The organism is Pseudomonadota bacterium (assembly GCA_039193195.1).
Classification (GTDB): Bacteria; Pseudomonadota; Gammaproteobacteria; order Steroidobacterales; family JBCBZW01; genus JBCBZW01.
In genome coordinates this window covers 1-14,232 of sequence record JBCCWS010000029.1, presented here as the reverse complement: position 1 = coordinate 14,232, position 14,232 = coordinate 1, and the positions used below count along the sequence as shown (strand labels likewise).

5 protein-coding genes and 1 pseudogene are annotated in these 14,232 nt (G+C 59.5%); 4 read left to right on the top strand and 2 right to left on the bottom strand.

Annotation, left to right across the window (positions count from 1 at the left end):
- Positions 1-87: 87 nt before the first annotated feature.
- The 3 genes from AAGA68_18935 (at position 88) to AAGA68_18925 (ending at position 2,519) form a co-directional block, all read left to right on the top strand.
- A complete protein-coding gene (locus AAGA68_18935; GenBank protein MEM9387145.1) occupies positions 88-714 on the top strand; it encodes a sigma-70 family RNA polymerase sigma factor in 627 nt (208 codons plus the stop codon).
- A 3-nt stretch (positions 715-717) separates the two neighbouring features.
- Positions 718-1,200, top strand: coding sequence for a cupin domain-containing protein (locus AAGA68_18930; GenBank protein MEM9387144.1), 483 nt, complete (start codon positions 718-720; stop codon positions 1,198-1,200).
- A gap of 83 nt (positions 1,201-1,283) precedes the next feature.
- Positions 1,284-2,519 (top strand): IS256 family transposase, encoded by a 1,236-nt coding sequence (locus AAGA68_18925; protein MEM9387143.1) that lies wholly within the window; start codon positions 1,284-1,286, stop codon positions 2,517-2,519.
- Positions 2,520-3,763: 1,244 nt separating this feature from the next.
- On the opposite strand, the gene AAGA68_18920 is transcribed toward AAGA68_18925, so the two are convergent.
- Positions 3,764-10,411 (bottom strand): RHS repeat-associated core domain-containing protein, encoded by a 6,648-nt coding sequence (locus AAGA68_18920; GenBank protein MEM9387142.1) that lies wholly within the window; start codon positions 10,409-10,411, stop codon positions 3,764-3,766.
- Between the two features lie 1,030 nt (positions 10,412-11,441).
- Positions 11,442-12,923, bottom strand: coding sequence for a sulfotransferase (locus AAGA68_18915; protein MEM9387141.1), 1,482 nt, complete (start codon positions 12,921-12,923; stop codon positions 11,442-11,444).
- 386 nt (positions 12,924-13,309) lie between these two features.
- Here AAGA68_18915 and AAGA68_18910 point away from each other — a divergent pair.
- Positions 13,310-13,956 (top strand): annotated as a pseudogene (locus tag AAGA68_18910) (helix-turn-helix domain-containing protein).
- Positions 13,957-14,232: the final 276 nt, after the last annotated feature.

Genomic DNA, 14,232 nt, shown 5'->3' with positions numbered 1-14,232 from the left:
TGCATCCGGTGGGCTTTCACGCTCCGTATATCCACCAGGATCTTTTGAAGCGCACAATACGCGTGTGTCCCGCAGACGGAGCGGACCGTGAACACAGCAACGGACATGACCCCAAGCAGCGCGCCCCGCGCCGCGAGCACCACCCCAATGGCCACACTGAACGATCTGCTCGCCGGCATCGCCAGCGGCAGCGAGAAGGCGATGGGCGAGTTCTACGAACGTACCGTAGACCGAGCCTACGCCGTGGCACGCACCATCATGTCCGTAGCTGAGGACGCCGAGGAGGCCATGATGGAGGCTTACCTGCAGGTGTGGCGCAATGCGGAACGCTACGATTCCGACCGTGCTAACCCCATGACGTGGCTGCTATTAATGGTGCGATGCCGGGCCCTGGACTTGCTCCGCCGCCGCCGCCGCGAGGGCGACCGGCAGATCCTGATGGACGAGCCCCCAGAGGTGGCCGATGAGCACGATCGACCCGATCGCCTGCTCAGCGCCTTCGACCAGCAGAGCGCCGTCGCAGAGGCCATTCGCCAGCTCACCCCCGCCCAACGCGAGGTGGTGAGCCTGAGCTTCTTCCGAGATCTGAGCCACACGGAGATCGCCGAGACCCTCGACATGCCCCTCGGCACCGTGAAATCCCATTCCCGGCGCGCCATGCGAGCGATGCGCTCGCACCTGGCCACCCATGACCCTGCGCGCACGGAGGCCTAAGCAATGAACCACAACGACCGAAACGACGACCCACGAACAACGCCTGAGGCCCACGACGATCAACCACCCCTCGATGAGATGCTCGACGCCGTAAATCACAACCCGATGCCACAGGAGCGCCGCCAAGCGTTCAAGCGTCGCCTGATGGAGCAGATCAATAGGTCACCGGACTTGTTCATCGTGCGCCGTGAAGAGGGCGAGTGGCATGACTTCGCGCCGGGGATTGAGATCAAGCTGCTGCACCGGGATGCGGATACGGGAGCGGAGACGACCCTGTGGCGGGTGCAGCCTGGCACGGAGGTGGACGCGCACTCGCATGAGATGGATGAGGAGTGTCTGGTGTTGGAGGGGGATTTAGAGATTGGGGGGGAGCTATTGGTGGCTGGGGATTACCTACTTGGGAAGCGGGGGTTCGATCATCCGGTGGTGATGTCGCCTAGTGGGGCGTTGTTGTTGTTGCGGTCGCAGCCCTATCTGGCGGGTTAGATCCCCGGGCACCGCATGCGAGGGTGTAAGAAATTCTGTGTTCTGAGCCATACTGACAACGAACCCCACGGAGGGTCAATGGTATGGCAAGACGGAAGCAGAAGGTCCGCAGCGCAGCGGAAGAAGCAGTTCTTGACGAACTGCTAAAACATGGAGACATCAAGACGACAGGCGATCTCGAGAGTGCTTTCGGCGATCTGAAGAAGGCGCTAGTCGAGCGCATACTAAACGCCGAGATGAACGTGCACCTCGATAGCGAGGATGAGCAAGGCACCGGCAACCATCGCAACGGCAGCAGCCCCAAGACGGTGCTCACGGACGGCAACGAGCGCCTGGTGCTGGACATCCCTCGCGATCGGCAGGGTCGCTTCGATCCAGCGCTTATCGCGAAGTATCAACGCCGCTTTCCCGGCTTCGACGATAAGATCATCTCGATGTACGCCGCGGGCATGAGCACGCGGAGTATCCAGGAGCACATCCTCGAGATGTACAGCGTGGAGATCTCTCCAGCACTTGTATCAGCGATCACCGATGCAGTTCTAGATGAGGTGAAGGCGTGGCGCAATCGCCCACTGGAGCACACCTACGCCCTTGTCTATTTCGACGCCCTGCGGGTGAAGATCCGCGACGAGGGTGCGGTCCGCAACAAGGCGGTCTACCTAGCGATCGGTGTCACATGCGCGGGCCGCAAGGAAGTACTCGGCATGTGGATCGAGCAGACGGAAGGCGCGAAGTTCTGGATGCGCGTGATGACCGATCTGCGCGACCGTGGTACCCAGGATATTCTCATCGCCATCGTCGACGGACTGAAGGGCTTCCCTGACGCCATCACAGGCGTGTTCCCTGAGACGGTTGCCCAGACCTGCATCGTGCATCTCATCCGCTACTCGATGCACTTCGCTTCGTGGAAGGAGCGCAAGCAGGTCGCGGCAGCACTGCGATCGGTCTACTCAGCCCCAAGCGCTGAGGCCGCCACAGAGGCCTTGGATGCCTTCGAGCAAGGCGAATGGGGCCAGAAGTACCCGGCCATTGTTCAGAGCTGGAGAAGGCGCTGGGAGGAAGTGATTCCCTTCTTCGCCTTCTCCTCGGAGGTGCGCAAGATCATGTACACGACCAACGCCATCGAGTCGCTTAAGAGCCGCGTGAGAAGGGCGATCAGGAACAAGGGTCACTTCCCCAACGACACAGCGGCCACGAAGCTGATCTACCTCGCGCTCAAGCGCATCGAGTCGAAATGGAAACGGGCGCCGAAGGAGTGGCATGCTGCGAAGGCGCAGCTGGCAATCCAGTTCGGTGACCGGTCTATCGTTGAGGAATGAGACTGAGGATCGGCTCAGACACAGAAATCCTTACACCGCTCCGCATGCGTCTAGAAGGCGAAGAACGGGATCACCTCTGCAGCCGCAGCTCGAAGCTCCTCGGCGGCGACCGGGTGGACTCAAAGGGAATCAGCCCACCTCCGAACGCGAACGCTTAAGGGCCTCTTCGCCCGGAACCATCTCGACGCGGCCCGCATCGTTGTCCGCGATACGGCGCTTGATCTCGGCTTCCCATGCCCGAGCGACCTTCGTGTCCGGAGAGCAATCTAAATCCTCGATAAGCGCGCGAGGAAGCTCGTTCTCGCATTCGTAAAGAAAATCGTACCGCGGACTTGCTAGTGATTGCGAAACGAGAAACTGTCGAGTCCGCCTGGATTGGAGAACAATCAGGGTCGTCCGCCTCGCAGCGGCTCCGCCACGGAAACTCCGTGCCCCGCTACATTCCCGCAATCAGAGTTCGCAACGCTCGACAGGCTGCGAGCTTCCGCAGCTACCGACCGAACGTGGACTTCGGATACCCAGTTCTTTAGTTGGCTGCCGACAGACTCGCTCGTTGCTAGCACCGGATTGCAAAGCTAGCTGTGCCCACCGCAAGTTGGAATCAGCGAAGCGTTCACATCAAGTATCGAGTGAAATCTCGTCCCAAGCTCCACCCTCAATGGCCCAATCAAGGGCCTTTCGCCTTTCTCTAACTACGTACTCGGGTACGGAACCAGTTACACCAAATGCTTGTTTCTCCCTTAACGCCCAATGCAAACAATAGGCAAGATCAGCGGCGCGTAGCACTTCAAGCGGAGATCGAAGCTCTACGCTTGAACGGAATCCACTAGCACACTCACCCTTGAGTAGATCGGGCAGCCTCGACACAAAATCGCTCGGGCAACTCTCGCGGAAAGTGAACTCACTATCAGACGCTAGTGAGCAACACCAATAGAGCGCCCATAGGGCTTCGATCTGCTGCTTAAATGGATCCGATGATGCGCTACTCCTAGTCAGATACTCCCGCTCCGCCTCAGTAAGCCCCCCAGTAGCTCCATTCTCTTCAAGCCAAGTAAGTCCCCGCTGGGAATCGAATCCATAGGCGGCTGCACCAGCGACGTAGATTGCTAGGGCACGATTGACAAGTGTCTCACGAGAGACTGAGAGCTCATCAACATCAGCAAGCAATGGGAGCGATTCGGGCACATGGGAGCCCAGCAAATGCGCCGATTCCATGGATCTGTCGCGAACTTCCCTCATGATCGTCATGGTTGTCCTCCGAAATGCCGACCGAAGCCACCTATATTATCCGGGTGGAGAATCTCCCGTAGATCCGGGTCTCGATGGACTTCCCGACGAAGTAGCTGCATTACTGCCGGATTATCAAGTGGATGATGCCACTCGGTTCCCGGTGGATTTCGAAGCGCCGATGGACCACGCCGCATGAGTGCTGCCACATCATCCACTCCGAGAAGCTGCCCGAGATGACTCGCAAACCGAGCGTCACTCTCCAGAGCAGCGACCAGCGCTCGATTGGCGGACGCTCTATGAGCCGATCGCGTAACGCCAGACACAGACTCCTGAACGAGGACCTCGTGAATTCCATTTCTGTGGCCGAGAATTGGGACGGAGCGTCCCCGTAACACCAGCCGTGAGGCTGAGACACTACCTCCGACCACTGCAGTCGAAAGAGAGCCGACCTCAAGGGACTGCCCGATCGTAGCAGTCTTTCTGCTAAAGAACGCTACGAACGAATCCTGGATCCTCTCCGCACCACCATGCGTCAGATCGTATACCGCAGCACCACCCACTACGGAAACAACGCCAACGGCGCAAACCACGCTTGAAACGCACGCGGCTACAAGGCCCGTCTTGGCCAAGAGAACTCCAACTCCCACTACGCCTGCACCGCCCAGGGCCGCCACCCCAACACGCCCTGGTACTCCAAGGGGGCGATCAAAAAACCCTGTCTCCGTAGTGTAGAGGTCCGAAACGAGCGCGGTGCTTGGAGGCCCGGCAGCAAACTGAATCTCGTCCGCGCGCCCTACCCCGAGGAAATACTCCTCAAGGGCTATTCGCCGTTCGGTCCCGAGGGCGATCTCAAGAACGAAAGCGAACAGGCCACTACTCCCAGAAGTCGGGGAGGCATTGATGAGGGGTCCCTGACCACCACCTCCTTGGCTCCCTCCTCCGGGTCCCGTTCCCCCTCCAGGTCCATCCAGTGCTAAGCCAGTAGGATCTGTGAAGCTTAGGGGACTGTTCTCCACGTACGCGTACGCGTTATGTGAGCGGCTGTCCAGCACATCCCGCATCAGCGGATCCACGCTCGTGAATCGTCCCACGGTGGGGTCGTAGACGCGCGCATTCATCTGCACTAGACCGACGAGATCCCTCTGCTGGTGACCGGTGAATCCGGGTAGATCCTCAACCTCCTGACCAAACAGCAGACTGTCGGTCACATCGGCTTCGCCGCTCAACATGCGTCGCTTGCCGAATGCATCGAAACGTATCTCTGCATCGAGATTGCCTGCCGCGTCCGTCGTCGTGACAACGCTGTCCAGCAAATCATAATGGTAGTAAGTCACCTCGCCTGACAAGGAATCGGCAGCCCCAATGACGACCCCTTCGACAGGGATGCGGTAGAGGTGCGAGTTGCTGTCCGTGCGGAAAGTGGTCAGGCCGTCCGTGTAGTACCACTGACCTGAAACCCCAGGTTCTTCCGCGGCGTCTTGGGTAACTTGGAGTGGTTCGAGGTCTGCGTTGTAGCCGAGACTCACCGCGTCCGTGCCACGGACGATCTGACTCGGTTGATCGAATGAGGTCCACGTTGTACCCGTATGAACCGGAGTACCGACTCCTTCATCCTTCGCGACGACATTGCCGTTGTCGTCGTAGTCGAAACTCAGCGCGCGTGGACCCTCAACTACCGAGCTGAGGCGCGAGGGAGTCCCTGACGCGTACCGATAGTCACCTACATCAGATTTTCGCTGGATATTCCCAATCGCATCGTAGTCAATCTCGACTGTGGTGAGCGTGTTACCACCTCGCACAGTACGCACCGACGTGAGACGATCCAGATAGTCGTACTGGGCAACGTCAAAGATGCTCCGCCTGCCGTCGTACTGAGTGTCCTTTCGCTCAACTAGGTTCAAATTATTGTCCCAGAGGTTTGCGCGCTCCCTTTGGACTAGCACCCCACTTCGATCGCTGCTCTTTGACACGACCTGAATGCCCGACACGTCATCGAAGTCAAAGGTAGTGGACACGCCGTTGCCCAGAGTGAAGTTGCCCAACTTGCCGCTGAAGTCGAAGGGCCAGCGATCGGCGATCTCGAATACTCGTACCCCTTGACTGTCGTCGACGTGTTTCACACGACCGCGCGAGTCATATGCGTAGGTGACTGAGTACGGTACGTCACCATTCAATTCCGGATAGGTGATAGACCGAAGTCGCGAGTACTCATCGTAGGAAAAGGAAGTACTGGCTCCCATGGCTTCGCTTGTCAATGCGATCTGACGCCCCAGGTTGTCGTAGGCGTAGGTTTCCGTCTCCACCAATCCCGGGGATGGCTCGTAGGAGATGGTGTGAATCTGCCCTCTGCCAGCACCTTGGGCACTGTCGTAGCGCCACTGGGTCCAGAAGTCGGGATAGTCTCGAGATATCAGCCTCCCAACATCGTCATAGTCAAAGATCGCAACATGGGCCTTCGGCGAGGTTTGGTGAGTTAGCTGGCCAAAGACGTTGTAGTCGAATGACCAAAGCCCTGAATTCGGATCATCGAGGGTACGGTTGTGCCCAAGGCCGTCGTACGTGAAGGAGGTCACGTTACCTAGGGGATCTGTAATTCTCTGGAGCTCACTGAACGCGGTGTACTCGTAGTGAGTTGTGCCAGAGGTTGACAGCAATCCAGTGTAGGGATCCGGGTCGGTGACGGAGCGAATACGTCCGAGCGCGTCTAGGGTCATCAAGCGCTGGGCCCCGATTCCGTCGGTCACCAGCACCTCGTCCTCTTGGTACTGGACGGTGCTCTCGGCTCGACGACCGTACTGATCCACCGGTCGGGTGCTGCGCACGATGCGTCGGATCAAGTCGTACTCAGTATCAAACCAGTGGGAAGGTGGATTGCTTCGAGCGGTTCGTGCTGATCGCTGCACCGCGTCGCCGCGCTCGTCGTAGCGGAAAACGACGCCCGGGTACTTGGTAGCTGCACCGCCTTGGTTGGTGTATTCACCAACCACCCGCCCGAAGGTATCCGAGATCACCTGGACGTCCACTTCCGCGATACCGCCGGGAAAACTGGGTGAGAAGCGCGTTTGGCGAGTTAACGCTACGCCCGACTCTCGACAGGCATACGGGTTTCCGTTGGCACCTCCACACCAATCGTAGACAGTACTCACGTAGGACCCGTCAGGAGCGATCGCGTGGACCTGGCGACCGAAACTGTCGTAGCGAAATTCCGTCCACAAACCTGCGTAGTTGCGCACTCTACTCAACGCGCCGAGCGCGTAGTCCCACTCCATCTCTCGCTCGAGCGCCGCACCCATCGGATCATCGGTGATCTTTCGTGGCAATTGACCAAGGTCGTCGTAAGCGATCATCGTCACTCGCCGCGGGCCGTTCGACTGCTCGCCACCATCGCCGCCCCACACTTCCTGGCGAACGACATTGCCGAAAGAGTCGCGCTCGAACCGAGTCTTTCGAACCTCTGGTCCATTCTCTACGTTCTCGTGAAACTCCACGACTTGACACGTCTCCCAGTTCACTTCAGTTGCTTGGGAGATGCGCGTGTCACTCATGCCAGCCGACGAGCGCGTGATAGCGATACGGTCCGGCAGCAAGCAGGGGGAGTCGGTACGCGACTGGAAGGACGTTTCGAAAACGGCACTGTGCTGCGCGCCGGCGAAAACAGGGTCAACGGTCATCGTCGTCCGATGAACCTCCCCGAAACCGTCAGGATCCGTATTGATGTCCGACTCAAGTATCTCGACTACCGTATCGGTCACTTGGAATCCGTTTCGCGCCCCACCTACTTCATAGCGTTCAGTCTCCTGCTTACGTCGCCACACCATGTGCGTTCTACCACCATCATGCTGCAGTGGAGCATTGGCGTAGGTGGTGAGCATGCGCTCAATTAGCTTACCGCCTAGTTTCTGCGAGATACCCTGTTCTTCAGGCAGACCGATATAGGGATAGTCCTGTCGATACACGGCCCAAACATCGGGTACGTCGCGCGTGTCGCGCACTTGATGGAAGGCGAAGCCGAGAAAGCCACGTCCCTGCGTACTGAGCTTGCCCCCGTTGTATGAGTACGTTTGCGTGTAGTCACCGCCGACTCCATCGTTGCGAGTGACCGTCGTTACCAAGCGCATCGGACCGCAGTAGTTTCGCTGCGTGGGGAAGCTTGCGTCTTCAGAGAAGTAACCCGGGACGTCTGGCAAGGGCTCGTAGGCGATCTGCACCGCGTTGCCCTCGCCGCCACCTGGCTTAGCGAAGCCATCGGTGATGCGTACCAGAAGATCCGCGGGGTCAGAATCGTGCGTATGCACCGTCCATTGCGATAGAGACGAGTCGTAGTAGGCAATATCACGGTAGCCGTCGCCGTTGCCATCGAAGATGCGTATGCGACCAGCATCGTCATAGTTGAGGATATCGTCGACGCTGAACTCATCGTGTTGTTCAGCAAGACTATCGCCGTCTGATCTGAGCGAAACGAAGTTGATCATGTTGCTGCCGCGGAAGTAGTACACGATGTCCTCGCGGCCATCACGATCCGCATCCACAACATAGGCGTTCGCCGATAGGGCACTTGAGAAATCGGCGTTGACCTCCTGCGTCAAGCCCGTACCTGTGCTCAGACGCGTATGCCATTCCCCTCCTCGCCCGTAGGCGAGATCCGTGAGCCCGTCTCCGTTCAGATCGATCGGCAAGGGGTTGTCGATATCGCTGAGCGTGATCATAGGCTCGAATGCGCCACCATCCGGTGCACCCACATAGCGGAGCACGGTCCAATCCCCGCCCACTTTGCCACGCGGGCTTGGGGTCACCGGCGGCTCGTTGCCGTCGCAGCCATTGGGTTCTGTGAAAATGGAGAGTGGGGGAACACTCCAACCGCCGGCGATGCCGATGACGTTCTTTGCACGCACCTGATAGTCGAACGTGCCAAGACCCGCTTGGTGCGTATACGAGAGGTCAGGATGGTCTTCAAGCAACGCAGTCCAGCTAGCCCCTTGCTCGCGCACTTCAACATCCCATGCCACCCCCTGCGCCGAGGACCAGCGAAGATCGATGGAGAAATCGTGGCAACCACCCGATGTGTTCCAAGTGGGAACACCAGGCACAGGCAATGCGCTGGTTCTCAAGATCAGGTCGTTGCGACCATCGCCATCGAAGTCAATGAGCCTGGCATCACGCAGGTGCGTGTAGTAGGAGGCCATGTCATCGACCAGAAACTGGCCACTGACGAACTCGGCTGACGTAAAGGTAGCTTCGGGGTCGCGATACCGTAGATACAGGCCATCGTCCAGACCGTAGAGCAGATCGTCCAGACCATCGCCGTTGAAGTCAGCGACGCGTACACCGAGGGAGAGCCCTTCCGCCACGATCCCCGTGTCGACAGGCATGGGACTAAGCCCCAAATTTCCATCCGCCAGATACACCTTCCAGGTGCCATCCGGCACCATGAGGTCCATCGCTGCATCGCCGTTGTAATCGATCAGGTAGGAATCGGCGGCATTGTCGGCGCTGATCGACGTGGTGTTCTCGATCAGAGCGCTGCCGTAGGACACCATGACGCTCCATGTCGGCGAAGGTCCGTCGCTGGCGATCAGAATGTCCTGACGGCCATCGTTGTTGATGTCGCCGACACGGGTCGTTTCCACCTGATCTGCGCGGCCTTGGGAACTGGCGCCGATACTCGGCCATCCCTCCATGCCCCGCTGCCACTCAAAGCGAGTGACGGGCATACAGTCCGCACCGAAGTCGTTGCACACCTGCACCGACGCAAGGCGGCTGCGCCCGGAATCCTCAGCGGCGATCGCTTCATACGCGAGTTTGTAGATGCGCGTGAACTGGTAGCCACTGCCGTCATGACGCTGACTGCGGATAGATCTAAGGCGTTTCGAGATGGTGCTCTTGGCCCCCGCGCGGTACGCCTTCCAGCTATCTGACGCGGGGCGGTCGCCCCACACGAAATGCAGCCGATACCGAAGCTCAGGCGAGTCACCGTTGGGAACGACCTCATCTCCCCAATCGACTCGGCGTGGGTGCACCTCGCCCGTGGTAATGTCCTCTGTGTAGCGATACTGGACGCGGTTGCCGAAGGCATCGTAGGCCGTATCGATGAGCCAGCTGCGCACAGGCCCGCTCCCGCCGGTTCCCTGCACCTCAATGCGTGTGCTCGCCTCCACGCCGTAGGTGACCTTGCTGCCGTCCCGCCGCTCAACATCAAAGTAAGCAGGTACCTGCTCACCCTCGGCACGAGCCGTAATGCGCAGGAACTGATCAACCTCTGTGCGGTAGGTGGAGTTCGCGGCTCCATAGACACCGGACTCCAGTACGAGCCGAGCGCCGTCAAGGCAGTAGCGATCGTTCACCGAGTACTCAACGGCGGCGATCGAGCCGTCCTGCGCGAGCGTTTTGGCACACCTCTCAATCGATGAAAACCCTGTGAGACCCCAGCCCTCACCGGCCCAACCTCGGGTGGCACCGCTCGCGTATGCAAGGCTGATACCGGGACGAACGCCACCGGCGCCTGGCACCGCGAAAACCGGGATCGCGTAGTGCGCCACCCCGCCTTGATCTACGCGGAAAGATCCACCCACGGAGCCCACGAGCTCTTCGGCGTTGACTAGAAAGGGCAGCGAAACCCAGGCGAGCAAAGCGCACGCGAAGCGTGCGAGGCGAGTGAGAGACATAGCTAGCACATCCGATGGACGGTGAACCGAAGCCACACCGTACAGCGATCGGATTAATTAACGTTTGACTCTATCCGAGAGATCCTGCCAGAAATGAGCAACACTGCGATCAGGAACACTCATTTCCGGCGGAACATCCAAGTAATGCCGGGGCCACGGGCCCAACATCAGCGACTTCTTCTCAGCTGAGGAGCCGAAGCGAGACACTCGAAGAATCCTTCCTGGATCAGCTAGCCTTCACACCCGAACGGTGTAGAACTGGGATCCCCTGCAATGCTACCTCTCCTATAAGGCACGATTCGAACCAGGCCCCGGCGCCGGACTTCGACCTCTTTTAGCAGCACTTCGAAACTTGGCAACCGTTATCCGCAAGCTAGTGGGCCGCTTGGTAAATAAGGTAACGCTCAGTCTGCGTAGGGGCAGCGTCAGCAAGGCGCGTCGCGCAGCCAATGGCATCGCCATGGGCAAGCGATGCAACGCCGCGAACGCTGCCCCTGGGCAGACCCGAAGAGCGAGTAGCACGGGCGCCACCCCATTTACCAAGCGGCCCACTAGGCCGTCCACTCTGACTATCGGTGTTGCTTCACCTTCGCAGTTCGAGTTCCTCGCAACTCACATAGGCTGCGGGGTGGATCACGTCCAATTTCGCGCCGAGCTCTTTCAGAGAGGGCAGCTGCACCAACAAGAGCTGGTCAGGTCTGTCGTCCACCCGAGAGCCATCGACCCGATCGCGCCCTCGAAAACGGCACCAGATGCCAGCGATCTTCGCTGTCAAGGATCGAAGACTCGGGGTTCGACCTGGCATGGAGCTCCAGCGTGGCGCAGCTCGCGCCTGTCCGGACCTTCCTGCGCTAGCGCGCGCATCGGATCGACCCGCGTCCTCGACGAACTGGAGCCAAAGCCCTCGAACGCCGTAAGGCGCAAAGCGATCGCGTATCGGACCTAGTGGAATTCATCGGCTCGCCCAGCTACCACTGCAGACGAGTCTCTTGGCGCACCGCCCACAGGATCAGGCGGCCCTCTCCAACGCTCACTGGCGAGGCTTACGATTCTCGCGGATGCTGTAGGTGGCGAGCTCTTCGTACAGTGCGTCCGCCTCTGCCTTGAGCGCGGGGTCTAACGCATCGGTTGGCTCCGCATCGGGCGTGTCACGGAAGTACGAGCGAAAGTCTGTGAGCGCGAGGGGCAAGTCGATGGCATCGCAAAGGGCGCCCATGGTCTCGGCTGGCGCGGCGCGCAAGTCGTCCTGTAGCACGAAGTGGCAATGCGGCGCATGGTCGCGCACGGCACGGAACACGGAAATCCAGTAGTGCAGCCAATAGTCTATGTGCTCCGGTGCCTGCGGCGCATCGCCTACGCCAGGAAAGCACAGGGGACGATGCAGCTCACCAAACTCGAGGTGACCGATGTCCCGCATGTACCGCTTTGTGAACGCGTCCTTTCGGTGTTGCGCAAGGAAATTCTTATGCTGGCGATGCAGGGAAGCCGCGTGCGGACCGGGCCGACGCACAGGCACGATAATCGCCCCTTGGGGAAACATGCGCGGGAGCAGGGCGAGGCGCGCAATGTTGGCGTTGTTCTTGGAGAAGTAGCGCGCCGTGGGCTCACCGTTGCCGTCGACCAGGACGATCTTACGCATATGGCGATCAAAAAAGGCACTCGCCTCGCCGCTTAGCTCCTCTTTACTCCACAGGCGGATGCCAGACTCTTCGTAGTGCTCAGGCCAGAACAATTGCCAGAATACTTCATCGAAGGCCTCGGGCGTGTCGAGATCGATCTCGAGACCATCGCCGTGGGCACGCTGGCGCCGCTCCACTTTACGTTTTTTATAGGCACCCATCCTCTTCCAAAGGAGCGGGGATGCCAGAAAGGGCATCTGACGATAGCGGTGCATCGCGGTACCGGGCACGGCATCGAAGGCGTTGAGCAAGGCGGTGGTGCCGGCACGTGCGAGGGAGGTGATGAATACAGGACGCGGCGGCGGCGTAGCGGCTATCGCTCGGGCGTGCAAGCGGTCGTCGACCCGGGCGAGCCCGTGCAGCATCCTGGGCCCGGAGAAGGCGAGCTCATGGAAGAAGCGATCTGTGGGACTGTAGGCGTCTGCACCTTCCTCAGCGGCATCCGCCTGATCGCCGGCGGGGCGGCGGCGCAACAACAGGGGAGTGAATGCAATAACCGTCACTACCGCCAAAAAGCGAAGGTCCAGCATCCAGCGCCACGTATCCTCCAGTGTCGCCAAGCCGATCCACTGTGCCAGGTAAACTGGCGAGGCAGCGGCAAGAAGCGCCAGGCCACAGCGCCACACGAGATCAAAGCTCCCGCCAAAAAGCGCCATTGCTGACTGTTGCGCCGCCCGCTCCTTGTCCTCGTCACTAAGCTCGGGATCGAGTATTGCCGATACACCCTGGAGCGCGCGGCGGGAGATCAGCTGCGCCCTTTCCAGCACTCGCATGGCGATGAAGACGACAGCGAAGGCGACCACGGCAAGGCTCGCGGCCAGCAGGCTAGGCATCAGGAGGATCCGATGCCGCACGGGCCAGCAGCTTGCCTACCGTCGCGCAACATCCGTTTCAGGGGAAACCAGAGGAACCCAACGACCAGCATGAGGCCGCCGAGGAACAACGCCAGTAACAGGCCGGTGGCGCCGAGCCCCGGGCCCGGACCGATGTAGCCCCAGGCTGGAACGGCACCCAGGAGCACGAGGCAAGGAAATAAGCGCGCCGTTGTCATATCTGTCGTACCGATTACTCGAAGGGTATTGGCGGAAGATCCGCAGGCGCGCAGCCTAGCGCGGAGAGCATGAGAATGGAAAGCGCCACCTAGAGTAGTCTCCCGCGTGTATCTTTCTAAATAGACTTCCTAAAAGGGTACCCTGTTCGCAAAGAGAAGGATGCTCTGATGGGTCGACCGAACCAGGCGATTGAAGTTGGCAAGGAAGATCAGGAACAGCTGGAGGCGATCGCTCGATCACGCAGCCCGCCACACAGCCTGGTAACCCGTGCCAAGATCGTGCTGTATTCAGCTAGGGGCAAAGGTAGTAATGCGGTTGCAGAGCTTGCCATATCAGCCCTCAGACGGTGTCGCATTGGCGTCGGCGCTACCGTCGGTTCGGGGTGGCGGGCTTGCATGATGCGCTCAAGTCCGGCCGCCCGCGCAGCATCGCTGACGAGAAGGTAGCGGCTCTGATTCACAAGGGGCTGGAAGAGAAGCCCGAAGGGTCAACACACTGGAGCTTGCGAGCTGTAGGTGCGCAGACCGGCGTTTCCAAGAGTCAGGTGCAAAGGTACTTTCAGCTGCGGTCTACAACCGCACCGTAGCCGATCCTTCAAGCTCTCGACGGATCCGTTTTTCGTTGAGAAAGTTAGAGACATCTGCGGGTCCGTCGAGGCTCTTGCAAAGGTGTCGGAGATTTGAAGGTTCGCATTAATGAGTTCGTAGAACGATACAACCGTAGCGCCCGACCGTTTCAGTGGGTCGCAACCGCCGATTCCGTCTTGGAGAGAGTCTCAAGAGTAGCGAAAGCCATTTCCGGGACAGCACACTAGCTAGTGTCCTGTCCCGTAAGTTCGTTGAAGAAGTCGCACGGGGCGTTTTGTTCCCAGGCGCCGCGCGAGGACGAGCGTGGCAGGCCCCACGGGAGGAGGAGCAACGTGCCTAGGGGCAAAAAGTACCCGCGAATTCTTCAACGAGCTTAGGGGACAGGACACTAGCAGCCTGTTGAAAAAGCCTGATTGGAGGGATAATAGCCCATCGGCCAAACAGGTGATGCAAGTGCGCGGCGAAGAAGACCCTCAACCCGTGATGTTTAGCTACGTAGACTT